General features: G+C 55.3%; 29 protein-coding genes and 1 tRNA gene. 25 read left to right on the top strand and 5 right to left on the bottom strand.

All coding sequences use genetic code 11. The features are described 5' to 3' along the window. Position 1: 1 nt before the first annotated feature. Genes LLY24_RS17115 through LLY24_RS17105 form a run of 3 tightly spaced genes read left to right on the top strand, consistent with a single transcriptional unit; the run spans position 2 to position 3320 of the window. Entirely contained in the window at positions 2-1426 is a 1425-nt protein-coding gene (locus LLY24_RS17115; RefSeq protein ID WP_259037521.1) for a hypothetical protein, read from the top strand. Further along, entirely contained in the window at positions 1426-1803 is a 378-nt protein-coding gene (locus tag LLY24_RS17110; RefSeq protein ID WP_259037520.1) for a hypothetical protein, read from the top strand. Before LLY24_RS17115 ends, LLY24_RS17110 begins: the two co-directional genes overlap by 1 nt. Beyond that, positions 1800-3320 (top strand): conjugal transfer protein TraG N-terminal domain-containing protein, encoded by a 1521-nt coding sequence (locus LLY24_RS17105; RefSeq protein ID WP_259037519.1) that lies wholly within the window; start codon positions 1800-1802, stop codon positions 3318-3320. Before LLY24_RS17110 ends, LLY24_RS17105 begins: the two co-directional genes overlap by 4 nt. A 40-nt stretch (positions 3321-3360) precedes the next feature. Here LLY24_RS17105 and LLY24_RS17100 read toward each other — a convergent pair whose 3' ends face one another. Together LLY24_RS17100 and LLY24_RS17095 are read right to left on the bottom strand one after the other, a co-directional pair. Beyond that, the gene (locus LLY24_RS17100; RefSeq protein ID WP_259037518.1) at positions 3361-3618 is read right to left on the bottom strand and encodes a hypothetical protein; all 258 of its coding nucleotides are present in this window, start codon (positions 3616-3618) and stop codon (positions 3361-3363) included. Between the two features lie 238 nt (positions 3619-3856). Further along, entirely contained in the window at positions 3857-4126 is a 270-nt protein-coding gene (locus LLY24_RS17095) for a hypothetical protein (protein WP_259037517.1), read from the bottom strand. 197 nt (positions 4127-4323) lie between these two features. On the opposite strand from LLY24_RS17095, the gene LLY24_RS17090 reads away from it, so the two are divergent. From LLY24_RS17090 to LLY24_RS17080, 3 genes are read left to right on the top strand one after another with little or no spacing between them, the layout of a single operon-like run. Beyond that, on the top strand, positions 4324-4578 hold the full coding sequence (locus LLY24_RS17090; RefSeq protein ID WP_259037516.1) for an AbrB/MazE/SpoVT family DNA-binding domain-containing protein: 255 nt from the start codon (positions 4324-4326) through the stop codon (positions 4576-4578). Then, the gene (locus LLY24_RS17085) at positions 4575-4922 is read left to right on the top strand and encodes a type II toxin-antitoxin system ChpB family toxin (RefSeq protein WP_259037515.1); all 348 of its coding nucleotides are present in this window, start codon (positions 4575-4577) and stop codon (positions 4920-4922) included. The genes LLY24_RS17090 and LLY24_RS17085 overlap by 4 nt, the downstream gene beginning before the upstream one ends. A 31-nt stretch (positions 4923-4953) precedes the next feature. Beyond that, positions 4954-5556: a hypothetical protein gene (locus tag LLY24_RS17080; protein ID WP_259037514.1), complete on the top strand. Its 603-nt coding sequence runs from the start codon at positions 4954-4956 to the stop codon at positions 5554-5556. Positions 5557-5582: 26 nt separating this feature from the next. Here LLY24_RS17080 and LLY24_RS17075 read toward each other — a convergent pair whose 3' ends face one another. The 3 genes from LLY24_RS17075 to LLY24_RS17065 all read right to left on the bottom strand — a co-directional run bounded on the left by LLY24_RS17075 (position 5583) and on the right by LLY24_RS17065 (position 7226). Next, a complete protein-coding gene (locus LLY24_RS17075; protein ID WP_259037513.1) occupies positions 5583-5870 on the bottom strand; it encodes a type II toxin-antitoxin system RelE family toxin in 288 nt (95 codons plus the stop codon). Positions 5871-5873: 3 nt separating this feature from the next. Then, the gene (locus tag LLY24_RS17070) at positions 5874-6164 is read right to left on the bottom strand and encodes a hypothetical protein (RefSeq protein ID WP_259037512.1); all 291 of its coding nucleotides are present in this window, start codon (positions 6162-6164) and stop codon (positions 5874-5876) included. 600 nt (positions 6165-6764) lie between these two features. Then, a complete protein-coding gene (locus tag LLY24_RS17065) occupies positions 6765-7226 on the bottom strand; it encodes an Rrf2 family transcriptional regulator (protein WP_259037511.1) in 462 nt (153 codons plus the stop codon). Between the two features lie 110 nt (positions 7227-7336). On the opposite strand from LLY24_RS17065, the gene LLY24_RS17060 reads away from it, so the two are divergent. The 19 genes from LLY24_RS17060 to LLY24_RS16970 all read left to right on the top strand — a co-directional run bounded on the left by LLY24_RS17060 (position 7337) and on the right by LLY24_RS16970 (position 24174). Then, positions 7337-7819, top strand: a complete 483-nt coding sequence (locus tag LLY24_RS17060; protein ID WP_259037510.1) for a DUF2938 domain-containing protein — start codon at positions 7337-7339, stop codon at positions 7817-7819. A 275-nt stretch (positions 7820-8094) separates the two neighbouring features. After that, a complete protein-coding gene (locus tag LLY24_RS17055) occupies positions 8095-9162 on the top strand; it encodes a helix-turn-helix domain-containing protein (RefSeq protein WP_259037509.1) in 1068 nt (355 codons plus the stop codon). Then, positions 9143-9325, top strand: a complete 183-nt coding sequence (locus tag LLY24_RS17050) for a PIN domain-containing protein (RefSeq protein WP_259037508.1) — start codon at positions 9143-9145, stop codon at positions 9323-9325. The genes LLY24_RS17055 and LLY24_RS17050 overlap by 20 nt, the downstream gene beginning before the upstream one ends. A 21-nt stretch (positions 9326-9346) precedes the next feature. Beyond that, positions 9347-9631: a PIN domain-containing protein gene (locus LLY24_RS17045; protein ID WP_259037507.1), complete on the top strand. Its 285-nt coding sequence runs from the start codon at positions 9347-9349 to the stop codon at positions 9629-9631. Between the two features lie 196 nt (positions 9632-9827). Beyond that, the gene (locus LLY24_RS17040) at positions 9828-10142 is read left to right on the top strand and encodes a type II toxin-antitoxin system TacA family antitoxin (RefSeq protein WP_259037506.1); all 315 of its coding nucleotides are present in this window, start codon (positions 9828-9830) and stop codon (positions 10140-10142) included. Next, positions 10142-10684, top strand: coding sequence for a GNAT family N-acetyltransferase (locus LLY24_RS17035; protein WP_259037505.1), 543 nt, complete (start codon positions 10142-10144; stop codon positions 10682-10684). The genes LLY24_RS17040 and LLY24_RS17035 overlap by 1 nt, the downstream gene beginning before the upstream one ends. Positions 10685-11136: 452 nt before the next feature. Then, on the top strand, positions 11137-11361 hold the full coding sequence (locus LLY24_RS17030) for a hypothetical protein (RefSeq protein ID WP_259037504.1): 225 nt from the start codon (positions 11137-11139) through the stop codon (positions 11359-11361). A 101-nt stretch (positions 11362-11462) separates the two neighbouring features. After that, positions 11463-11999, top strand: coding sequence for a hypothetical protein (locus tag LLY24_RS17025; protein WP_259037503.1), 537 nt, complete (start codon positions 11463-11465; stop codon positions 11997-11999). An 85-nt stretch (positions 12000-12084) separates the two neighbouring features. Continuing rightward, complete coding sequence (locus LLY24_RS17020; protein WP_259037502.1) at positions 12085-12483, top strand: hypothetical protein; 399 nt, start codon at positions 12085-12087, stop codon at positions 12481-12483. Positions 12484-12597: 114 nt separating this feature from the next. Further along, positions 12598-13749 (top strand): DUF3275 family protein, encoded by a 1152-nt coding sequence (locus LLY24_RS17015; protein WP_259037501.1) that lies wholly within the window; start codon positions 12598-12600, stop codon positions 13747-13749. Positions 13750-13764: 15 nt separating this feature from the next. Beyond that, on the top strand, positions 13765-14043 hold the full coding sequence (locus tag LLY24_RS17010) for a hypothetical protein (RefSeq protein ID WP_259037500.1): 279 nt from the start codon (positions 13765-13767) through the stop codon (positions 14041-14043). 74 nt (positions 14044-14117) lie between these two features. Beyond that, entirely contained in the window at positions 14118-14714 is a 597-nt protein-coding gene (locus LLY24_RS17005; protein ID WP_259037499.1) for a hypothetical protein, read from the top strand. A 16-nt stretch (positions 14715-14730) separates the two neighbouring features. Next, positions 14731-15909 carry a DUF6094 domain-containing protein gene (locus tag LLY24_RS17000; protein ID WP_427854573.1) on the top strand — a complete coding sequence of 393 codons (1179 nt, stop codon included), beginning with the start codon at positions 14731-14733 and terminating at the stop codon, positions 15907-15909. A gap of 89 nt (positions 15910-15998) precedes the next feature. Beyond that, positions 15999-18224, top strand: a complete 2226-nt coding sequence (locus LLY24_RS16995) for an SNF2-related protein (protein ID WP_345799665.1) — start codon at positions 15999-16001, stop codon at positions 18222-18224. A 458-nt stretch (positions 18225-18682) separates the two neighbouring features. Continuing rightward, entirely contained in the window at positions 18683-19417 is a 735-nt protein-coding gene (locus LLY24_RS16990; RefSeq protein ID WP_259037498.1) for a hypothetical protein, read from the top strand. Beyond that, positions 19378-20724, top strand: coding sequence for a hypothetical protein (locus LLY24_RS16985; protein ID WP_259037497.1), 1347 nt, complete (start codon positions 19378-19380; stop codon positions 20722-20724). The genes LLY24_RS16990 and LLY24_RS16985 overlap by 40 nt, the downstream gene beginning before the upstream one ends. A gap of 344 nt (positions 20725-21068) precedes the next feature. Continuing rightward, positions 21069-22934, top strand: coding sequence for a MobH family relaxase (gene mobH / locus LLY24_RS16980; RefSeq protein WP_259037496.1), 1866 nt, complete (start codon positions 21069-21071; stop codon positions 22932-22934). Then, on the top strand, positions 22927-23880 hold the full coding sequence (locus tag LLY24_RS16975; RefSeq protein ID WP_259037495.1) for a site-specific integrase: 954 nt from the start codon (positions 22927-22929) through the stop codon (positions 23878-23880). Before mobH ends, LLY24_RS16975 begins: the two co-directional genes overlap by 8 nt. Before the next feature lie 210 nt (positions 23881-24090). Further along, positions 24091-24174, top strand: a tRNA-Thr gene (locus tag LLY24_RS16970). The last annotated feature ends 241 nt before the right edge of the window (positions 24175-24415 follow it).

Below are 24415 nucleotides of genomic sequence, written 5' to 3'. Positions count from 1 at the left end.
CATGAAACGTACCCTACGGCCTCTGGTCTTCGCAGCTGCTTTTGGCGTGCCCGGACTGGTTCAAGCGCAATCGACAGACCGCCTCTACTACGACATCGGCGGTGCTGCTCCTTTCGGCGCATCGGCTAGCATTGGGCATGGCCCACGCGCGCATGGGCTGGGTATCAGTTGGAATGTTAATGCGACGTGCGGCAACTTTGATATCGGCGCGACAGTGAGTAATCAGCTCAACGGCATCACCAATGGTTTCCAAAATATGATGGGAAGCGTGGTTCAGAACGCCACTGGTGCGGTGGCCAGCCTGCCCGCGATGATTATTCAGCGTTCCAACCCCGCGCTCTACGACTTGCTGACTAATGGCGTTATGCAAGGACGACTTGATTTCGATCAGTCGAAGCTTTCTTGCCAACGCATGTCCGAGGCATTGGCCGATGCAACGATCGGTGGCCAGATGCAGCAAGGCGCGATGGCCGAAAATTGGCAGGATATTGCAGCACATAATACAGACGCGGTAGCGGCGCAGGAGCAAGCCGAAGCTCAGGCTGGCAACGCCGGCCGGACATGGGTCGGTGGCCAAAAACGCGGTGGGAGTGGCCAGGAGCCGATGCGCGTGGTCGAAGATACGGCTCGGGCTGGTTACAACCTGCTTTATGGGCGCACCGACCCGACGAGCAGTGAAGCGATCGCCGGCGGCGGCGGGGGGTGGGGAGCAGTCTCGACCTCGAATGGAGACTGGATTGGTGGCGGCGCCGTCGGTGGCAACGGAGGAGCTGATAGCGGCGGGCATGGCTGCCAAGGCGGTATGTGTACCATTTGGGGTTCGCCCACAGAGGCCGCCGAGTGGACCAGGAGGATTGTTGGCGATACCGAGCTGCGTTCATGTGACGGGTGCGAAAAATCTGAGTCTATCGCCGGTACCGGGCTGATCCGCGAGCTCGAGGAGGAGCAAAGTAGCATTCACGAGACGCTGATTGACATGCTCAGTGGCGGTGAAATTACACCTTCGAAGCTTAATGACGTCTCTGCAGGCAATGGCTTGGCCGTTTCGCGCGGGGTCATTGAAGCCATGCGTAGTGATCCGCAAGGGCCACTGTTGGCACAGCGGCTGTCCAGTGAGATGGCGCTGGCCAGGACGCTGACCAAGGCCATGTGGGGGCGGCGCACACTCATGGCCGGCTCGAGCGACCCTGGCATCGAAAGTAATCCCGAAGGCATGACCGTATTGGATCGTAAGATCGACGCCCTCAATCGGGACATTGAGCTACTGCAGAGCGAGATGGATATCCGTCGATCCCTTGCCAGCAACGCGGCCCTCCAAGCCTTACAACGCGCTGCCAATCGTGCAGATGGCTCTAGCCCGAATGAAACGACGCTCCCTGCGCCTGTGCTGGATGAGCGTGGGCGCCCGTTAGAGGGGGATGAGTGATGTTCCTCAAACGACTGATCGATCCACGTCGATGGCCATCCCCTGTCGTGTTCGTGGTTGTGCTAATCGGCATGTTTCTACTCAGCGGCATGATCGTCTTGCTGAGCATTCAGATGATGGGAAGTCGAGAAGCTTTCATGGCGGTGAAACAAGCGGCGCTTCCGTGGCTATTTGTATGGCGTTGGATCTGTTACGCCGTCCTCATCGTTGCCTGGGTCAAACGGTGGAAACCACATGTGCTGACACGTCTTAGCCAAGACAGGGATGGTGGGGCAGCCGCCCGTGAACGGCTTAAGCGCCTGGAGGCGCTGACGTTAGGCGTCATGGCCACCATCGAACTCTTCAATGTGCTGGATTGGCTGGGAGGTCAGGCATGAACGCAGAGCTAAATGTCAGCGATTACTTCGAGATGGTAATGCTGATGATCGGGTGGGTGGTACACAACGCGCTCTGGTCATCGTTGATGCAGACTGGTTTGGCCCTGCTTCCTTTTGTTGCACTCATTGCGTCTGAGTGGTTCAAAGTCCGTCAGGAAGGCGAGGATGAAGGTAACAAGGGAGTGCTGCTGATTGCGCGTATCGAGACTCGGCTCTACGCCATGGTCATCTGCTACGCCTTCACCTGTGTCCCCATGATGAGCCTGTCATTCAATCCCGTGAATGCGATTCAACGGACAAATGATAGTGGCCAGTCGTGCACTGTCGCCATGATTGGGCAGGGGCAGTGGGGCAGTAATACCCTCAACTCGATCGGCGGCCAGTCAGCGGAGATTCCGCTCTGGTGGGCACTCGTACACGCTGTCTCAAAAGGGGTCACCAATGTAGCGGTCTCGAGCATTCCTTGTGCCCCAGATCTTCAAGCGATCACCTCAGAGATTGATGCTCAGGCCATCACTGACCCTGGATTGAGACGCGAAGTAGGAGAGTTTCAGCAACAGTGCTACGGCGCGGCACGCAATCTACTCTTCCAGCAAGGAGGAAGGATCGATGCACGCAGGGGACAAGATGTCGACTGGCTGGGTAGCGAGTATTTCCTGAACACACCAGGCTATTACGATTCGTTTTACGCGGGCCGACCGATAGTAGGCTTTCCTTATGATGCCAATCGTGACCAGGCGCGCCCCGGTACAGGCCCCGGACGCCCGGGGTATCCCACGTGTAGGCAATGGTGGGAAGACAGTGAAAGTGGCCTCTACACCCGCTTGCATGAGCAAGTCGAACCCAGAATTTGGGATGGCATCCGCTCGATTTTCTCATCGACCGACGCCGAAGGCGAGGTCATCAGACGATTGATAAGCAACCGAGCAGGCACGGCAAACGGCAATCAAGATATAGCTGTAACAGGCTATGGCAATTTGGATGGGAGCGTTGAAGATGCCATTTCGATGGTCGCTGGCGGCGCTGGGGGCGCCATGGGCGCCGTGGTGGGTAAGGCAGGCATGGATATGCTCAAACGTGCGCTACCTATGGTGCAGTACATCCTGATTATGGCCGTGGTGATCTGCCTGCCCTTCGTGATGACGATCTCGGGCTACTCATTCAAGGTAGCTGGCACAGCGAGTTTTGGGCTATTCGCGCTCTGGTTTTTGACCTTCTGGTGGGAGCTGGCACGCTGGATCAATTCAAACCTGATCAATCTGCTCTATAGCTCGGATGCCGCCAAGATGTCGTACCTTGCCGCCGGGCAGAACGCTTATGACAAGTTGGTGCTGGTATCTGTCGAGTGGGCGACGTTCTTGATACTGCCCGGAATCTGGGTGGCGGTGCTGGGTTGGGCTGGGATGAAAGTTGGTCAAGGCGTGGAAGGCAGCCTCAAAGCTGGTACGTCAGGAGCTAAGGACGCCGGTGACAAAACCTCACAACATGCTGAAAAAGCTGCAATGAAGAGATTATAAGGAGACACCTGAGAGCGGTTTCTAGCTGCTCTCAGGCTTGTCAATCATCGTCAACCATAACTCCACCGGAATAATATCCATATCCTGTTGGGCCATAACCATAGCCATCAGGTGTCGTATCTGGATAAATATCTGCAGTATTGCTCGGCCCAGAGTCTGCTGCAGACTTCGCTATTGCACCTATAAAACCAACCGTTCCCGCAACCGCAACTCCCCCAGCAATTTTGCTTAAATCCCACGCAAGTTTCGCGGTAGCTTTACGGCCTTTTGGAGTCGTAACGAGTTCTGTGAGTTTCATATATACCTCCGCCGTATACAGCCCTATCCATACTACCTACCCTAGCGCTGTTGCTATATCGATGCAATGTTCTGCTTTGACACATACCTGGTATGTGGGTAGCTATACTGGTATGGACTGGGCTCAGGTCGGTTCAGCAATAAGCAAAAGCATTGGAGAAGGAACCCCTGGAGCAAAGTCTGCTGGAAATGATGGAGCGGATCTGGCGCTGCGACCAAGGAAAGTGGTTGATCAAGGGCTATTGATCTGAGTTCTTCTCAAAAGTGCTACGACGATCAGAAAAAGTCTCGAATCCATCGGAAGACCTTCCGAAGCTATTAATAGATCGTCTCAGGGCTTCAATGTCATGATTTGAAGCAGGTCTAGAAGTGATTGCATGTATGACATATTCAGCAAAGCTGATAGTGCCAGCAACAGCCACCTTCCCAGCAATTTTACTTAAATCCCACGCGAGTTTTGCGGTGGCTTTACGGCCTTTTGGAGTCGTAACGAGTTCTGTGAGTTTCATATATACCTCTGCCGTATACGGCCCTATCCATATCACCTACCCTAGCGCTGTTGTCGTGTCGGTGCAATGCTCTGTTGCCGAACCAGTCAGGGATTCAAGCATCAAATGGCGTTGTAGAAACGATGTATCTACAACGCTCTTGCCAGCAGGGTGACATGTGTCTACGCTGTAGATACGAAATGGCTAAGAGGTGGTTCATGGAACTCAAGATTCAAAAGTGGGGCAACAGCGCAGCCGTACGGCTTCCTGTCGACCTACTCCGCAAGCATGGTTTGCATGATGGTGATGTGCTGGAAGTAGAAGATGTACCCAACAAATTGGTACTCAAGCCCGTTACTTCAAAGCCGAAATACACGCTCAAGGAGCTGCTTGCTCAGTGCGATCCTGATTCTCCCGAGCCCGACGAGTTAAAGGCCTGGCATGATATGAAGCCGGTGGGGCGCGAGGAATGAAGCGAACAAGGTTCAAGCGTGGGGACATCGTTCGAGTCAATCTCAACCCTACGGAAGGGCATGAGCAGCAGGGGGACTTCCGCCCGGCACTGGTGCTGACTCCGGCAGCATTCAATCAGTTCGGTACTGTGGTGATTGCTCCAATCACTCAGGGGGGGAGTTTTGCCCGCCATGCAGGCTTTGCAGTGCCACTGACAGGGGCTGGTACTCATACCCAGGGCGTCGTATTGGTTAACCAGATCAGAACCGTGGATTTGTTGGCCAGAGGGGCTCAGAAGGTCGAATCCGTCCCCGACTATTTGGTTGATGACGCCCTCGCCAGGGTCCAAACACTATTCGACTGAGGAAAACACGGGAGCTAATAGGGGGAGTGGCATGGATGTTCTGAGTAAGGTTGAATTCTGGCAGGTTGATGGCGAGGTACTGGACACTGACCGGTACAGTGAAACCCATGTCCAGACCCGTGGTGGGGGAGGCTATGCCCGTGCTCCATCCGTTCGTGTAAGCCAAACGGCACACCAGGATGTCTGGATTCGAGAGAATGATGGCCATGAACGTGCCATCCAGCTTGAAGGTACCAACATACCATTGCGTCCAAGCCAGCGAATCACAGTAGTTTGTGCACAGCGGCGGGATAACGGTACAGGTTGGATGTGTGCCTTGATCAACCACGCGACGGGCCAGACGCACGAAATCATCTCCCCGAAGGTGCTGCAACAGCGTCTTCGTTTGGTGCGTATCACCGGGCTTTCGTTCATTCTCGCGCTGGCAGTCGCTGCGCTGATCGTATTCCTTACAAAGCCACCAAGCGGATATTTTGCACATCCATGGCGTATGGCCGAATGGGGCTGGGCTATTGCGGCTGGTGTCGTTGTACTCTGTTTGGGTGGCTGGCGAAAGTCCCGCCTCGCGGGCCGAGCCGCCAAGGCATTAAAGGCACACATAGATGCAGCTATCACGCGTGCGAAGCAGACCTAGTCGTAAAATCAAGCATGCTCAAGAGGCTAAACGCGCCGATCGGCAAGGTCGTACACTTCTTCATCCCGACGAGCCCCTACAGCAATGATGAGCACGTGGATTGCGAGCCCATCGATCTTATAGACGATTCGCGTGTTTCCGGTGCGAATCCGCCGACAGCCGGTCAGGGAACCTCGAAGCGGTTTGCCAAGCTTGTCTGGTTCGCCATCGCGAATCCTCTCTTCAATGACATCGAGGATGCGATTCGCGGCGGCAGAGCCGAGTCTGATCAGATCTTGTTGCGCGTCAGGATGGTAGATCACATGCCAAGCCATGCCTCAATCGTCCTGACTGAAGAGAGACCGCATATCATCGTGCGAGATGGCTTGGTCTGGCTGATAGCTCCCCAGCCGGTCTCGGGAGATAGCTTCGATACGAAGGTTTTCAAGCTCATCAATGAGATCTTGATATGCCTGGACGTTCATCAGCACAGCAGCAGGCTGGTTGTCCTTGAAGACAACGAGTTTATCAGAAGCACGTGATGATACCTCTTTAAGCCGGGCACTGAAGGTGCGCGCCATGGTAGTCGCTGATACTGCGTCTTCTGGACGTTCAAGTAAGGTTGCCATGAGCCTCCTTTTTTAGCGCATTAAACTACATTTTATTGTGTGTTTAATCATATGTTGATGTGGGCCGCCTCGCAAGCGAATCGCCTGCCGATTACAGGCGGGCAATATTCGCTTCTCTCCAACGAGGGAAAAGGGTAAAGGGCCTTCACCCAAAGGGGGAGAAGGGAAGGGGGAATAAGGGGAAGGGGCTTACCCGTTTGGCTACAGGCACAAACCCTAAAAGGTCGGGCAAAAGGGCCAAAAGGTGCTCTGCCTCAGTAGCCTCTCCAGTATCTCGTCCAACGCGTGGCCGCAGTCCAAAGGAAGTGCGCTTTGGTAGCGCGCTCCATGTAGGTATGCGCCTGATGAAGCTGACTTTTTAGCCCCAGAACTTCCATCTTTAGAAAGTGAATTTCCTGCTCCCTCTCGCTCATCTGAATAGCGCTGTCGCTGTTCCAGTGCAATTTGGTTAGTGCATCACTCATGCCGGCATCGGCAATCCATGAGCATCGTTTACTCTCCTGGCCGGAAAAAATGACCTTCCGAGTCAAGGCCTGATACCTCCAGGCCAAGCAGCGTGCAGCGCATAGCTTGGTTATCTGCTGGGTGAGGGCGGCGATCTCAAATATGGATCTCTTCCAGCGTAGCCGGACCACCACGCTCAGCCAAACGCCGATGGAAATCAGCACTGAGGGCTGCGAGCGTGATTTCGCCAAAGCGGGCCATGAGACGTGCCTCGGCGTCGGCGAGTGCCTCGCTAATCGAGATGTTGACAGCTTCCTCGACGAGACACTGAGTATTGTCGGACCTGTTGCCGATTGCGAACAACTGGGGTGACCCAAGAGCTTCGTACACGTCTTTAAGCGTCACCCGCTCAAGTTCACAGGATAGCGTCCATCCTCCGCCATGGCCTTTTACTGAGCGGACATACCCCTGTTCGCGTAGGCCGCCCATGACGCGTCTTACCACGACTGGATTCGTGTCTAGCGCGCGTGCAAGCGCCTCGGAAGTAACGGGTCTGCCAGCCTCTGCCATGTGCAGTAGCACATGGAGAGCGCCAGATAATCTGTTATCTTGTCTCATGTAACTTCATAAATTACGATACGGTGACTGTGTCGTCCTGAAACCAGCCCAATAAATGGCATGGACAGGGCGATAGCGCAACCGCCGTTTTACATTGAAGGAGTAACATCATGAACTTGCTGGAAATTCTGGCGGTAGGTGTAGTTGCGACCGCAGCTTCCGATATTTGGCAACAGGCACAAAGGCCTGTCACCGGAATCCCCGCCGCTAATTGGCCAGTAACAGGCCGCTGGGTGCTTGGATGGAGGGAGGGACGGTTCTACGATCCCATGATTGGATCGCGGACGCGGCTGAAGGGTGAGGCTACGGTTGGCTGGTTATTCCACTATTTGATTGGTGTGATCTATGGGGGGATTTACCTTTACCTGGCTTATGCGGTGTTCAACACGCTACCAACCCTGCTCAATGGTCTTATCTTCGGCCTAATCACCCTTGCGGCCCCTTTTCTGCTCATGAAGCCAGCGCTTGGCGGCGGCTTGTTCGGTCTAAAAGCTCCTGAACCACGAAAGGGATTATTCCTGAGTATCAGTGCCCATGCGGTGTTCGGAGTCGGACTATATGTCGGTGAGCTGCTCTATAGAGGACTTGTCTGAGAGCAGGATCCTGATCATATGGCTCACGCAGATGATGAGCCAAGGTGCCACTCGTATTGATTTACCAGTCGAACCAGTGTCTGCGCCTATGCAATGGGCTTCGATCGTCACTGCTTTCGGCTTCTCACTGCCGGACGAATGCAATCGCAGTGTCCCCCGTCGCTCACGGCAGTCAGCACGCCAATACATTCATCTGTCCGAATCGACTTAGGTTGTGTGGGGTCGAGTTTACATCTATCATAAAATTTTGGTTTCCATAAACCTTGGGGGACAGCATGATTGGAGAGCGACTGAAGCGCGCCCGCGCTGCTGCGGGTTTTTCCATGTTGTCTCTGGGCCAGCACGTTGGCGTCAGCGCCAACATGATCAAGAAGTATGAGCATGATGAAAATATGCCCAGCTCTGGTGTATTGGTACGGCTGTCCAAGGCGCTCAACGTGCGTACCGAGTACTTTTTTCGCCCAATGCAGGTCGAGCTAGGCCAAGTCGAGTATCGCAAGCGCTCATCGACACCGGCAGCCATCCTCAAGCGTATCCACGCAGATGTGTTGGATCAGGCGGAGCGTTGGCACGAGCTTGCAAACTTATGGCCGAATTTCCCAGTGGCTGATTTTGTGCTACCAGATGGATTGCCAGATCGGATCGAGACCCTGGATGAAGTAGATACCGTCGCCGACGGCGTGCGGTCAAGCTGGCAACTGGGTCAGAACCCGATCCCAGACCTCGTCGATGAACTTGAGGCGCGAGGCATCCTTGTCATCATGACCGATGTCGATCAACACGCGAAATTTGATGGTCTCCAAGCACAGATCTCGGGATTACCCGTTATCGTCGTGTCCACCAACTGGCCGGGAGATCGTCAGCGTTTCACTCTGGCCCATGAGTTGGGGCACCTGCTGTTGCAGGGACGACTGGCGACCGCGCTGGATGAAGAGCACGCGTGTAACCGATTTGCGGGTGCATTTTTGCTCCCAGGGGGACCTATGCGCCTACAGCTTGGTGAAACACGCCATCGTCTTGAGCCAAAGGAACTCTACCTGTTGAAGATGGAGTACGGGCTGAGCATGAAAGCCTGTCTCTATCGTGCCAAGGATCTCGGCATCATCACCTCGTCGGTTCATCGTGGCATGATGATTCAGTTTTCTAAAAACCGCTGGAATAAGGTTGAGCCAGGTCGTGCCTATCCGCCGGAAACCACCTTGACGTTCCAACAGCTCGTCTACCGGGCGCTTGGCGAAGGTATTCTCGGAGAGTCCAAGGCGGCAGAGCTCATTGGAATACCCTTGATGCGGTTCCACCAGGAGCGGAAGCTGGAGCAACTGGATGCAGTTGCTGATCAGTGACGCCAACATACTGATTGATTTGGAGGAAGGTAGGGTGCTGGAGCGTCTATTCCTGCTTCCCTACCAATTCAGCGTCCCTGATGTACTTTTTGCCAAAGAATTGGAAAATCAGCATGGTTATCTACTGGATATGGGACTGTCCCAGTGCGAGCTCACTCCCTAGACACTACAATATGCTGCTGGTTTGATCGCTCATTCGTCTGGTGTCAGCAGCAATGATTGTTTTGCGCTAGCCCTTGCTCAGCAGGAGCGTTGTCCTCTTCTTACAGGCGACCAACGACTTCGCAGCGTTGCCGAACAAGAAGGTGTGGTGGTGATGGGGACTATCTGGGTCATTGAACAACTGGTGCAACATCAACACCTCTCTGTCAGAACTGCAAAGAATGCCTATGAGAGGATGCGCGAGAACGTCAGACGCCTCCCTTGGGATATTGCTTTTCGCAGCCTGGATGAATTGGATCCCCTCTAACTATACAGCCGCAGGACATTGATCGGCGAGTCACCGCATCTGGTGTTCCTCGGCTACTTCCCATCTCCAGGTTCACTCCGATCATCCAACCCTGAGATCATCCTCGTGGTCAACTGAGAAAACGAAACTTTTTCTCGAAATGTACGCCTAACAGGCGTACACTGCTATGCGAAGATAACACGCAAAGGAGGTCAACATGTTGGCCGAACCAATTCCCGAAGCCAGCACTGAAGCTCGTCAGCGCAACACCGAACGCTTTGGCTTCCGCACAACACCGCGTATCAAGCAAGCCATTGAGCAAGCGGCCTCGCTGAGCGGCCAGGACATGTCTGCGTTCGCGCTATCTGCAGCGTATGAGCGTGCAATGGCCACTATTCGAGCACACGAAGTGACGCGGCTCACGCCTGAGGATCACCAGGCCTTCTTTGAAGCCCTGGAGAATCCGCCGACACCGTCCGAGAAGCTGCGCGCCGCGTTCGCTAACCACGAGGAGAAGGTGGTGCATCGCTAATGCTAGAAACCGTTGCCATTGAGCCGCTCGATACGGATAGACATGATCGAGCGGCTTTTTCGTCCGGGGTCGAACAAGTCGACAACTTTCTGCAGAAAACAGCTGGCAAGCTGCTGAAAGGGGGCACGGCTAAGGTGTTCGTGGTGGTAAACCCTCACCAGAATCCCGATGCGATCCTCGGTTTCTACTCCATCAACGCTCATAGCGTAGACTATGGGGAGCTTCCCAATCGCTACCGGCGATATGCACTGCCAGGCGGCGGTATCCCCGCCGCGTTCATTGGCATGATGGGAGTTACTCAAGAAGCCCAAGGGCATGGGATAGGAGGTTTGCTCCTTGCCGATGCGCTCAAGGGAGCCTACCTGGCCTCACATCGGGTAGGAACGGCCGTGGTGATGCTCGACGTCCTGGATTGCGGAAACCCGGAAGCCGTGGACCGTCGGCAAAGTTTATACGACGGATACGGATTCCAGCCTCTACCCTCAAATCCGTTACGAATGTTTATACCTATGGCAACTGTCGCGGCGCTTCAAGTCCCATAGCCCTCCGACCGGTATTCCCCGCGAGCTGCCACCAAGGTGGAAAAATGATCAAGAAATGATGATGAGTTATGCAAGCGGATGGAAAGTAGTAATTGAGAGAACCGAGCGATTCAATCTAAGGGTTCCCCCGCAGCAACAAGATAGTGCCATTTAGGGATTGAATCTACCACCGTCTCGTATGCAGGGTGCACGTAAATCATTGAACATAAAGCACCTTCAGGTTGGTGGCCGTCACTATACATCTAGGCTCTTGCATAGCGTTCACGACCCTTTCATACTTCATCTGTACCACGTTGGCTGCTAACGGCAATAGCAGCGCCTTTTGCCTTCGGGCAATTCCCGAAGCCGTTAACGCATCCCGAGAGACGGCGCTCGATTGAGCTGGATGCTACCTCACCCCCAGGGAGATATCCCTGGACGGGAGTCTCCCGTATAACTAGAAGGAGATTCTCATGAAACACTCTATCTCGCTATATGACGCTCTTCGTGATGTCAACGTACCGTCAGAAAAGGCCAAAGCGGTCGTTGATGCTCTGGAGGATGACATGCGTGATCTGGCAACAAAGCAAGGGCTAATAGAGCTGGAACAGCGGTTAACTCAATCGCTGACTATTCGTCTGGGCGGCATGTTGGTGGCTGCTGTGGCTTTTCTTTCCGCCATCAAGTTCTTCGCCTAACGCCTTTCTCAACACTCGACCGTTGTTTGTCGATTCCACCCATTGGGGAGCACTTCCCCGGGTGGGGATGGTGTATCTCCCCGATCCACTGGAGCTGCACCATGAATCCTTTCCAAGGCTCTCGAGCCCTGCTGTTCTCCGTTCTGATTCCGCTCATGCTGCCACAGGTCATTCCTGATCCACTCCGCTGGATCTGGCTGACGCTAGTCGCCTTGGTGGTGTTAAAGCGCCTTGGCCTCATCAGCTTTGGCTTCGGCGGTAGTGCGTCTAGCAATGAGACTGAAGCGTCAGATTCCGTCAAGACGGGGTCGACTTCTCATCGCCGTGGCGTTACTCACCAAGGGATGATCGTTGCCCATGGCAACGCGCCTTATCAGTTCGACGAGGCCAACCGCCTCAGTTACTACATCACGCTGCGGTCTGAGTGTGGTGACGACAAGACCGTGTGGGGGATCGATCTCAAGCGCGTAGCGCGTGAGACCCCGTTGGCTGTTGGCGATACTGTCGCGCTCGAGTTTCTCGGGCGTAAAGCGGTGGTCGTTAAAGAGCCGGTTCGCAATGTTCAGGGCAAGATCGTGAATCACCGTCAGGTGAATACACATCGCCATACCTGGAAGGCACACGTTCTGTCGGCATAAACCAAGCGGTATTCACCCCATGGGGAAGTTTCCTTCCCCATGGGGCGAGGTGCTTCCCCGTTTTCGTTCCCGAGGAGAAGTACCCATGAATCGCAATATTCACAACGGCAACATCCGTATCGATCTTACCGCCAAGGCGCAGCGATTAGGGCTCTGCCCTAATCGTCGAGACGTAATGGTTCAGATGGAGCAGCCTCTCGTCCACGAGGTGATTGCGCTGCTTCAGAGAACAGAAACAGCGCATTCGACTAATGCAGGACAGCACTGGATAGATCGCCTTGACGCGTTCCTGGAGCAAGCGCGAAACGAACTATTGAAAGCGCCTGCAGGAAGTCGCTCGTTCGATGTCGACATAGCAGTGCCTCATCATGCTGTTGGTTTACCTAAGCCATTGTTCGTAGGCGTTCATGCTGAGTTGGAGCAACAGTTCGGCAAGCAGACGCTCGTATTCTCGTTGCCTGGATATAAGCCTTTGGCTGCCTGAGTACACGCTATTTCACTTCCGAAAGCCCGGTTTGCCGGGCTTTATTTTCTTCAACCCCGACCGGGATTCGCTCCCGGTGGGGGGTATCTCGGTTGTCATCATGAGGTTTCGACGATGGCCGACATCTATCAAGCAATCACCGATCGGATTCTGGAAAGTCTCGATCAAGGACATCTGCCCGGTATCGGACACCCCTGGGATCCGTCGAGCCGAACGCCACTCATACCCTGTAATGCCGTCTCCGGTCGCCAGTACAGCGGCATCAATGTGCCACTGCTGTGGGGCGAGGCCGAGGGTCGCGGGTTCTCCCAGGACCGTTGGCTCACCTTTCGCCAGGCGAAAGAAGCCGGGGGTACGGTACGCAAGGGTGCCAAGAGCACGCTCGCGTGCTTCTACAAGCCCATGAAGCGCGAGATCGTCGACGCCGCCGGCGAGCCGGTACTCGACGACGAGGGCAACCCCAAGGAGAAGCACTTCGCTATTCTGAGGGGCTTCAATCTGTTCAACGTTGACCAGTGTGACGGCCTGCCAGATGAGGTCACGAATCCGCCGGCGACGTCGGTCAAGGGATTCGACAGCGTGAACGCGTTGGACGACTTCATCGACGGCTGTGGCATCAAGGTCACGCACTCACTGGATCGCGAAATCGCGGCGTATTACCCCCGGCAGGACAGGGTATTGATGCCCGCGAAGGAGCGTTTTCACGATGCGGAGAGTTACTACAGCATCACATTACATGAACTCACCCATGCCACCGGGCATGCATCGCGCCTGGCCCGTATTGGGATAACCGACCCCGAGCCGTTCGGTTCCGAACGCTACGCGCTCGAGGAACTGGTCGCGCAGCTGGGCTCAGCCTTCCTGTGCGGACACTTCGGCATTCGCAACGAGGCCTTCGACGCCGCCTACATCGCCAGCTGGATCAGCGTGCTGCAGGCGGATAAGAAAGCCATCTTTCGCGCCACCGGCGCGGCACGTCTGGCAGCGGAATTCCTCAAGCAGACGCACGAGGAAAACCGCACGCCGACATCGACCGATCAACCACAGAAGGAGAGCGCCGAGGTTAAGCCGAATCGCCGACCGCAGGCGGATGATCAGGACATCGAGCTTTTCGGGCATCAATGGCCACTGGGCGACAGCGTCAAGCTGGATTCCACGGTCGATCGGGGTACTTTCCGTGCCCAGGTCACTCGCCTGAAGCAGATGGGTTATCAATTCGATGCCACGACACAGACATGGACCTATTCGTCTGCTGCAGCGGCTTGAAACCTGAGGGACAGCATGTCGACCACTCAACCCATGGCGCCGGCGTTCTCGGCATTAACCGAAACCCAGCTCCACACCATCGAAGATCTGCTCTCGAACGATGAGGCTTCGTCAGATGAGGAACTCATCACGTTCTTTATCTCGGAGGGCATACCCGAGGCCTCGGCGCGGCAGGCACTGACCTATCGTGATCGGTACCTCACCACGATCTACCTCAACAGGCACACCCCGATTAGTCTTGAGCGTGACGCTTGGCGTTATGACTCGAAGGCGCGTCGCTTCGTGCCTGCCTGATTCAACACTCAACCCCCGGGGGCGATGACTGCCCTTGGGGGCAGCTCGTCCCCATCCTTGTCGATGGAGACAGCATGTCACCTGCAACCCCGCTCTGGCGTCTCGAGGAGGCGCCAGAGCTTTTTCTGGATAGCTATGTCGCCGATGGCGACCGCGCGGTCTTTCTGTCCCTGTGGGGGCGGGATACCGCCATTCACGAACTGATGGCCAAGCTGACCCTGCCCATCGCCGAAGGCGGCTGGACGGGTGTCACGCTCCAGCGAGACGGTCAGTCAGTCGCTCTACAGCTGGATCGTGAACGCCTGGCCAAACGCACGACGCGGACCTATCGGCAGACGCGGTTCGGCAGCCTGCTGAACCTCTGGCTGTTCGATCAACGCTGTCAGGATCCGGATCGCGCCAATCGTCAGTGCTACGCGATCTTCAACGAATGTGACTCGCGACAGGACAAGAGCGCGATGCTCTGGTCACGTCTGCGAGATCTCGCTGCGTTTCCGTTGCTGGATCCCTGGCGACCCACGGTCATCCAGTTGCTCCTCGAGCACGGGGCGATCCGCATGCTCGACCGGACGTCCGAGCGCTTATCCGGCGTCTGGATCGATCTCTCGCTGGCCAGCGTCCAGGACGCCATCGGTCAACTCATCCACTCCGGCGATCTCGCCATGCAATGAACCTGGGAGGGCCACCATGGCTCTGATGTTTCCACGCCTGGCGCGCAACTTCGCCAAGAACGGCTACTACCCGACCGACGAGGTCACGATCGAACGTGTTCTCCAGGCCGTAGGCACTTCGCATGACCAGCGGGTGCGCATTCTGGATCCGTGCGCCGGCGAAGGCCACGCGATCCTTGAAAGCGCCCATCGGCTGGGCCGGGAGCGAACCGATGTCTACGGTATCGAGTACGATCTCGAGCGAGCGCGTCACATGCAGGGCTTGGTCGACGTCGGCATCCAGTCGGATCTGATGGATACCGTCATATCGCCGCGCTCGTTTGGCATGATGTTCTTCAATCCACCCTATGGCGATCTCGTCAGCGAGACCGGCGGGAGCAAGGGATACGCGGGCAAAGGTAGGCAGCGTCTGGAAAAGCTGTTCTACCAGCGCTGTGTTCACCTACTGCAGTACGGCGGGATCCTGGTGATGATCGTGCCGCACTACGTCTTCGACGATGAGCTGTCTAGCTGGGTCAGCCAACACTTTGATCGCGTCACGGCGTTCGAGGCCGCGGTCGATACCTTCAAGCAGGTCGTCGTCTTCGGCGTTCGCACGAAGCGCAATGCACTACTGGCCAACGACAGGACCAAACCCAACAGGAAGATGTTGCAGCAAATCGGACTGGGAGAATTCAAGCCCGAGCCGCTGCCCGAGATCTGGTGTGATGGTCTGTATGACGTGCCGCCGGCGATCGGTAACACACCTCACTGCTACCGCATGTCGCTGGAACCCGAGCAACTGGGGCAGGAAATCGATCAGTTGGGCGGGCTATGGCCCGACTTCAACCTCGCGTTCTGGACCGATGGGGCCACGCAGCGACGTCCGCTGCGTCGGCTGTCGAGCTGGCACCTCGCGCTGTCACTGGCAGCCGGAGGAATGTCAGGCATCGTGACCTCGCGATCGGGGCGTCAGCTGATCGTGAAGGGCGATACTTTCAAGGAGAAGTCCTCGAAGGTCGAATTCAGCGAAGACGCCGATGGCAACGTCAGCGAGCGTCGCATTCTGACCGATCGTTTCGTGCCAGCCATCATGGCCTGGGACGTGACCCCGGGCTCTCCCGACAAGGGGCGACTGTTCAAGATCACCTCGACGTCGGCGCATGACACACCGGCACAACCTGAACCGACCGACTCGGATGCCGAGACGGCATAACCACCACGCACGCTCATGGAGCGTGCCAACCCTACGGGCAGAACTTCGCCCGTAGGGGCGTGTTCTGCCCGTTTTCATTGGAGACGGATATGAACATGCCCTGCACAGCACCGGATAACGTCATTGCTCTCAACGATTTCATCGATGAGTTCGGCGACGGGCTTCTGGATACGCTCAACCACACCCATCCCCCGGTCTATGACGGTCGCGGGGATCCGGCGCGACAGGCGGTGATGAACGCGTTGGCACGCCAACCGTTCCCGGCACAGGCAGACGTCGTTCACGCGATCTGCGCCCTGCTGCTGGATCAGAACGAACGTGCCGGCGTGATCAACGCCGAGATGGGGACAGGCAAAACGATGATGGCGATCGCCGTCGCCGCCGTGATGGCGAACGAGGGCTATCGTCGATCGCTGATCGTGTCTCCACCGCACCTGGTCTACAAGTGGCGGCGAGAGATCCTCGAGACGGTGCCCGAAGCTCGGGTCTGGGTGCTCAATGGACCGGATACGCTGGCGAAATTACTCAAGCTGCGCGAGCAGTTGGGGCAGCCAGACGATGGTCGGCCGGAGTTCTTCGTGTTGGGGCGCGTGCGGATGCGGATGGGATTTCACTGGGCGCCGGTGGCTACCCCCAGGCGCACGCTGTCCGGCCGCTTCGCGGCGTGTCCGGATTGCGGCCGCATGATCCTCGACAACGACAATGAGCCGATCCGGTTCGAATCGTTCCAGCAGACCGAGCGTCAGCAGGCGTGCGCGGGATGCGGTGGCCTGCTCTGGACACTCATACGACAGCGGCAGCCCGAAGGGGGTGCCCGCCGTCGTTCGGTACTCAAGGCGCTGCAGCGCATTCCCACCATCGGCAAGGTGACGTCCGAGAAGCTGATCGACCAGTTTGGCGAGGGATTTCTCTCGTCGATGCTGGCCGACAACGTGCACGAGTTCATCAACCTGATGGACGAGAACGGCGACCTGGTGTTCAACGATCGACAGGCGACGAGGATGGAGCGGGCGATGGCCAACATTGAGTTCGGCTTCGGTGAAGGCGGTTTCCAGCCGAGCGAATTCATAAAGCGCTATCTGCCGGACCAATTCTTCGACCTGCTGATCGTCGACGAGGGACATGAGTACAAGAATGCGGGGTCGGCCCAGGGCCAGGCCATGGGTGTACTGGCAGCGAAGGCACGCAAGACGCTTTTGTTGACTGGCACGCTGATGGGCGGCTACGCCGACGACCTGTTCTATCTGCTCTTCCGGATCCTGACACCAGTGATGATCGAAGACGGCTATCGTCCCCAGCGCAATTCACTGGGGGCGGCGTCCATGGCCTTCATGCGCGAGCACGGTGTCCTCAAGGACATCTACTCGGAGCGTGAGGGCGTTGGGCACAAGACGGCGAAGGGGCGGAAAACCTCGGTGCGGACGGTGAAGGCACCTGGGTTTGGCCCCAAGGGCATCCTGCGCTACGTGCTGCCCTTCACGGTCTTCCTCAAGCTCAAGGACATCGGCGGCGATGTGCTGCCGCCGTATGACGAGGAGTTCGTTGAAGTCCCGATGTCATCTGCTCAGGCCAGTGCCTACGACAAGCTCTCTGGAGAGCTGACAAAGGCGCTGCGGGAAGCGCTGGCACACAAGGACACCACGCTTCTGGGTGTGGTGCTCAATGTGCTGCTGGCGTGGCCTGACTGCTGTTTTCGACCGGAAGCGGTCAAGCACCCGCGTTCGCGGGAGCTGATCAGTTTCACCAAGTCGATTTTCGACGAAGCGTCGACGATGCCGAAGGAGGACGAGCTGGTCGAGCTATGCCGGTCGGAGAAGGCCCAGGGCCGCAATGTGCTGGTCTACTCAACCTACACCGGCAAGCGCGACACCACGAGTCGCCTGAAGCGCGTACTAGAGCAGGAGGGCCTCAAAGTGGCCGTGTTGCGCTCGAGCGTCGATACCAGTCGGCGAGAGGACTGGATCGCGGATCAGGTCGAGAAGGGGATCGATGTACTGATCACCAACCCGGAGCTGGTGAAGACCGGGCTGGATCTTCTCGACTTCCCGACGATCGCGTTCATGCAGACTGGCTGGAACGTCTACACGCTGCAGCAGGCGGCGCGACGTTCCTGGCGTATTGGTCAGCACCGAGCGGTGCGTGTGCTGTTCTTCGGCTACGCCCAGACGTCACAGATCGCCTGTTTGCGGCTGATGGCAGCCAAGATCGCCGTGGCACAGAGCACGTCCGGAGACATCCCTGAGTCAGGGCTCGATGCGCTCAACTGCGATGGCGAGTCTGTGGAAATGGAACTGGCCCGTCAGCTGGTCGCGTGATGATCAGGTTCACCCCAACCCCTCTTTGGAGGGGTTTTCATTTCATAATGACTTCTGTGCCGCATTTTTCTGAACGTTGCCCAAGTCATATAAGTTATATGTATCAGTCGCTCGAGATGGCTAAGTGTATGCCTGTGCTTTCTGAAACCTAAACCGAATTGCGCGCGCATAGCTCCGAGCGGTATTTTGGAAGCTGAGGCTTTCCGAGGAATCAATGCGGCAAAAATCAAGCTCACCAAATCCTCAGTCGATGCGGCACAGCCTCTGGCACATCTAGTCGAAATGTGCGAGGCCCTAGTTCCTCAGCAGGTAAGGTGTAGTACCGTACTAATACACAAGATGGCGGATGGGGATACATTAGATGGTCTACCATACGCAGGACTTCTTGAACTTGTGCGGGAATTGATCAATTTCGCCTACTGCTGCTTCATCGTTGAGCATCGGCTTGGAGAAAAGACGTGACTATTTTTCGATGGCAGAACTGTTACGCCGATGTCGCTACGGCGATGCATGGGATCAGCGTTCAGTCATTTCTTGATGATGTCATCGTGCCATCGATACAGGCACTCGAAGAAAAGATGCACATACTCAGTCGCAGCGATGAGCCTATTACCGCGCTTGCCCTTTCCGATACAGGAGACATGCTTCGCGAAACTAAGATGGCCTTTGCCCTTTCCATCCAGTCGATCTGGGAGCGTCAGCTACGTGGTTACCTGCGTGGATGTGCTTCGGCTTTGCGTCCGCACAAAGGCTTGGAAGAAAAGGCAGAGAAGGCAAACTGGCGCAGGCTCCGCGAGTTGTTCATTGAACTTCGCGACATAGAGCTTGAGGCGTTCCCCAGTTTCTCCGAGTTGGACAAGTTACACCTGCTGGGTAACGCATGCCGACATGGCGATGGGCCCTCTGCAACCGAATTGGCCAGACATTGCCCCGAACTGTGGCCAGATTACCTTTTGCCCCCGGCCGATGCGAATCAAGTCACAGCGGTGGCTCCGTCCGTCGAATTGATGGACATTCCTTTGGATCGACTTCGATTGTTCTGTGCGGCAATCGTTACCTTCTGGGGCGATGCGGAGTACATCTACAATGAGAGCATCGAATGCAAGCACCCGAGCCTCGAGGCAAGGCTTGCGCAGGAGCGTACACAGCGATCATGGCAGCCGGTGGCTGGCATGAGGAGGCTGCGTCGATGATATCGGTGGACGAGGAACTTCTCGCCAAGTTGGGAGCCCTGTGGCGGATTCCTCCACCAGGTCCCGACAATTTGTTGTCGGCACCCGAATTCATATCGTTGAGCAAATTGATAGCGCAACGCACTGGCAATACGGCAACCTTTGCATTGAGCAACGCACTCAGATCCCTTGGTCTGCCATGTGGTTTGCCTGCCGGCCACAGGGTGCAGGCTCTCGACTTGCCGACAGTGGCAGATATGCTGGTGAAAGCCTTCTCTCGCAGTTCCATCACTAGGCGCCATCTCTGTCCTCTCGATCTTGCCGACGACCTGCCTTTAATGACGTTCGGCCAGGCGCGCGTTGCGAGGTTCAGCGCAGCACAACTATACGATCTTTTCGACTGGCCCAGGCTGAGCCGTTATTTCCCTACGTTGACTTCGGGCGCGGAGCGTCTGTCCGAGTTCCAATGGCTAGTCGTCGAGGAAGAGGTCCCTGTTCGAACTAACCCGGAAGCGCGGGCATTCCCGTTCTTGGACATGGACATCTCTCGCGATCTTGGTGAGATTGAGCCGCATCGTGGCCGGTTTCCCCAGGCTGTAGAGGATGCGCTTTTTTTCCTTCTTCTCGCTCCATGGGAGGATTGGTCCACATTGAACGAGGTCGATTGGCGCGGGTTCCGCGTTCCATGGATATACACGCTGGACGATGATTTGTTCGTATCGCCCACTCGCCCGCCTAGCGCAGAAACCCTGTCTTACGAACCTCGCACCTACACGGATAATAGGGGCGAGGTAATAGAAATCGAGCGTCCCATTGTTCTCCCCCTCGATAATGCTGCTACAGAGGGACTGCAATGGGTGAACGACACCGCATGGAAGCAAGTTCAGGCTGCTCGCGCGACTTCCCTGTTCGAAACCCCGGTGGTGCATTTTCTCGTGCGAGCGTTTCTCGCCAGTGGCATCGACGAATTCATTGCCCACCTGACGGTCATTGAGGCGGCATTGGGCTTGGAGAGCGACTACAAGCGAAAGTTGCGACCTAATACTGATCCCTGTCCCAGACTATCTGCGACCCAGCGCGTCGCAGTCCGCCTACGTGCCGCGGTTGGGGAAGGGAAGGCAGAGCGGGACTATATGAATCTGTTCGATTTGAGGAGCGCATTCATTCATGGGCGGTCTGGGGTTCAATGCATCTCAACGAAGCAAAGAGTGTTGGCACGCAGTCTTGCAAGGCGAGCCGCATGTGCATTGGTTCGGCTGTCTCGACAACCAGAAGTGGCACGGGAACAGGTGCTGTCGGATCTCTTAGGTTCGCCTCGTCAAGCTTAGATCAGCTTGGAAAAACGTATGCATCAAATCGATCGCCCGGTAGACGTCCAAAAGCAGTGAGTCGCCGTCGTCGGTCCTGGCTTGCTCTTTAATATGTCGCAACGGTTGGATGATGTTGCGCATGATGCATAGCTCCCTGTTGTGTGTATTTATACAGTGTTTTGGGGTGGTCCTGAATGGGCAAATGAATTTTTCAACGTTTCACCATCTAGCATGGTTAGTCTTGAACATAAGCAGCCCTTCAAAAGCCAAGAAAGCCAAGCCACACAACTTAACATTCCCGCTTCACCAGTTCCTCATGTCGTGTCACACCTGTTTGTTGCGAAACACAACAGGAACCACAGATGCTACGTCGCCTATTCCAGCGATCCAGCCTGAAGTTAGAGCCGTCAGCAGACTTCACGAAGCCTTCCTCTGGCAAGGAGCTACTAGATACTCCGCGTCGCCAGCAGATGATCAAAATGCTTTGGGACACGACGTCGTTGACCCAGAGCGTCTTTGACGAGTATCTGCTCGCGCCGATCAGAAGGTATGCGGAGCTGGTGCAGCTTCTGCCGGCATCAGAATCACATCACCATGCTTATCCAGGTGGCATGCTAGACCATGCCCTAGAGATGGCGTGCTACGGACTGCGTCTGCGTCAACGTCATCTCCTGCCTCCTGGCGCAAAACCCGAAGACCAAAGTTCAGCAGGTGAGCTTTGGAGTGCCGCCGTGATCCACGGAGCGCTCATGCACGATATCGCCAAGACGTTGGTCGATGTCGAAATTCATCTTGAGGATGGGCGGGAGTGGAGGCTATGGCATGGTTCCATTCCTTCGCCTTATCGCGTCAGATACCGATCGGGACGGGAGTATCATCTCCACGCGGCAGTCAATCCGTTGTTGTGCGAACGAGTCCTTGGGGCGAAGGTGCTCGACTGGATGATGACTCAGCCCAAACTGTTTGCGCTGTTCATGTACACCATCGCAGGGCACACCGAGCGAGGCGGGATCGTCGCAGAGCTGATCCACCAAGCAGATCGTGCGAGTGTTGCTAAGGCTCTAGGAGGTGATCCGGTTCAGGCACTTGCGGCCCCGGTAGAATCTATTCAGCGGAAGCTGGCCGAGGGCCTGCGATACATGGTCAAGGAGCAGTTCAAACTCAATCAGAAAGGCGGGGTCGCATGGCTGACAGAGGAGGCGCTATGGCTGGTATCTCCTCGAGCGGTCAATGAGTTGAAGGCACATCTATATGCGCAGGGAATCAAAAGCATTCCGGCTGACCTCAATCGGCTCTATGGAGAGCTGCAGGCGCATGGACTGATTGAAGAGGTCAGTGAGGGAAAATCGGTCTGGAAGTGCGATGTTTCGGAGGGCAACTGGAACCAGTCCTTCAACATGATCAAGGTGCCTCCAACCCTCATATGGGGAGTAGAGGAAAAACCCCCTCTATTCGGCGGAAAACTGACAATTCAGGGGGCTGGGACGGCAGAGGGGGACAAGCCGAAAACTGACTCTGATATTGGGCTAGGCATGGATTCAGAGAGTGGCCAGCCAGTCATTAAAGGTGAGGTCAGCTCGATCAATCCAGCCTGCGCAGCCCAGAAGCGGCCGGTAGCGCGTCAGGCAGCAGCTGCCTCTGGCGCGGATAACAACGGGCTCGACGATGACATCCTTTCTCTATTCCCCGAAGTTACTCCTTCAGATACCCCTGACCCACTTGGCTCACTTGATATTAATAACAAGGATGTTGTTGATGACAGTTTAACTTCATCTGAATTAGAGATAGGTTGTGAAAGGGATCCTGCTGCAAGTGCTGGTCAGGATTTTAATAATAGTTCGGACCTCGGTGTACAGTTCTGGCAATGGTTGAAGACGGGTCTAGCTGATCATTCAATCGTTATCAATGACACAAAGGCACCTGTTCACATCGTGGACAGAACCTACTTCCTCGTCAGTCCGGGAATATTTAAGCGCTTTAGTACGTTAGTTCTGAATGACGAAGGTCAGTGGAAAACAGTACAGAAGCGCTTCCAAAAGCTCGGGTTACACATCAGAACTCAGGGGCAGAATATCCATAACGTCTCCGTCGAGGGGCCAAACAAGAGCCGACTGCTGAAAGGCTACTTGATCAGGGATCCGAGAACAGTGAGTCAAGAAATACCTCCTGATAACTGGGTGTTGACTCTGAAGAAAAATCAAGGTGACAAGGAAGAAGTGGATGAATGATGTGTCTTTTATGGAGCTGCTGAGCAGTTATGCAGCAGACAAACATTTGCGCCCTAAAAGCGTGACCACCTATTCTGGCGTGGTACGCCTTTTTCGCAAATACCTGGGACACCAGACCTTCCCCAGCATGGTGACAAGAGAAATGGTCATCAAATGGCGGGTTGCTATCATACGGTCAGAAGCCAATCCAAAGGGAATAGCAGAGTCCAGCTGGAACAACTACTCAAGACATCTCAAGGCGCTATACAGCTTCGGCATCAAGCATGATCTCATTGCCAGTATCCAAAATCCGTTCGAGGGGGTGTCTGTAAAACAACCCAAAACACCTAAAAAATCTCTTCAGCCTTTACAGATCCGGTATGCGCGAGAAGTTCTGAGTGTATGCAGACGCTTCGAGTCATGCTATGACGAGTGCTCAAAAATTCATCCAGCCTGGTTCTGGCAGGCTCTTTTCGAAACGTTTTTTCACACCGGGATCCGGTTAAACCAGCTGCTTCATATCGAAGCAGGGGATATAAATTTGAAAAAGAGGATTTTTCGAGCCTCAGCGATCGGGTCCAAAACGCATTCGGAAACCATTCTGCCAATTCCGGATGATCTTTACCCGTATCTTTATGAGCTCATTGTTGCAGCACACAGCGCTGGTTTTAAACGAAAAGATCAGCTTTTCAACGTGAATAGATTTAGCCAAAGACATAAGCGGGCCAACATGAATACTTGGCAGGTGGAGCACTTTTTCCAAGCACTGTCAGAACTCACCGGCTACAAAATGTCACCACATCGTTTCCGGCACTTTCTTGGTACCAGTCTCATGGAGAGCCCCGAACGGAACATCCATCTCACACAGAGCATACTCAATCACACGGATATCCGAACCACAATGGAGTATATTAGTCCTGATGTCGAAGCAATGCGCCGTGCGCTGAATGCTAGACCTCCTGTCTGATTGGAGCACTTGGGCAGGGTGAGGAAATTGTTTCGCTGTCTCTGCCCAAGTCGAAATTAAGATCGTGGCCAAAGAGAGCAATATGAGCGAGTTGACATCTGCTGAATCACACGCCATGATCTGTAGTGCCAATGTAGTGCAGTAGGGCAACGGAAGGGCTATGTTTCCTTGCACACTTGGAGTTAAAGTTCATATAGCGTATAATGCATTGCATATACGCTGTGCTGGTCGCCCACACACAGCAACTGACTTGTAATCAGTAGGTCCCGGGTTCGACTCCTGGTGTCGGCACCATCATTGTGATGAAGCTTAAAGCGCTAGATAATACGAAAAGCCACCCTAATCGGGTGGCTTTTTTGTTGTGGCTAGGGTTATCCACTGTTGTTTATTTGTGTGCTTGTGTAGCCATCTCCTCTAACGTTACTTTGCCTTTGCCTATAATTTAATTCTTGTCGGCAAACAAGATTAAAAAAAAGGTAGGCATCTGCCTTTCTCCTTGAACCCCTTGCCTCTTTGCCTAGGCTCAAGTGACTCG

The organism is Halomonas dongshanensis, from assembly GCF_024790395.1.
Lineage (GTDB): Bacteria > Pseudomonadota > Gammaproteobacteria > Pseudomonadales > Halomonadaceae > Vreelandella > Vreelandella dongshanensis.
This window is presented reverse-complemented; position numbering and strand designations above follow the sequence as displayed.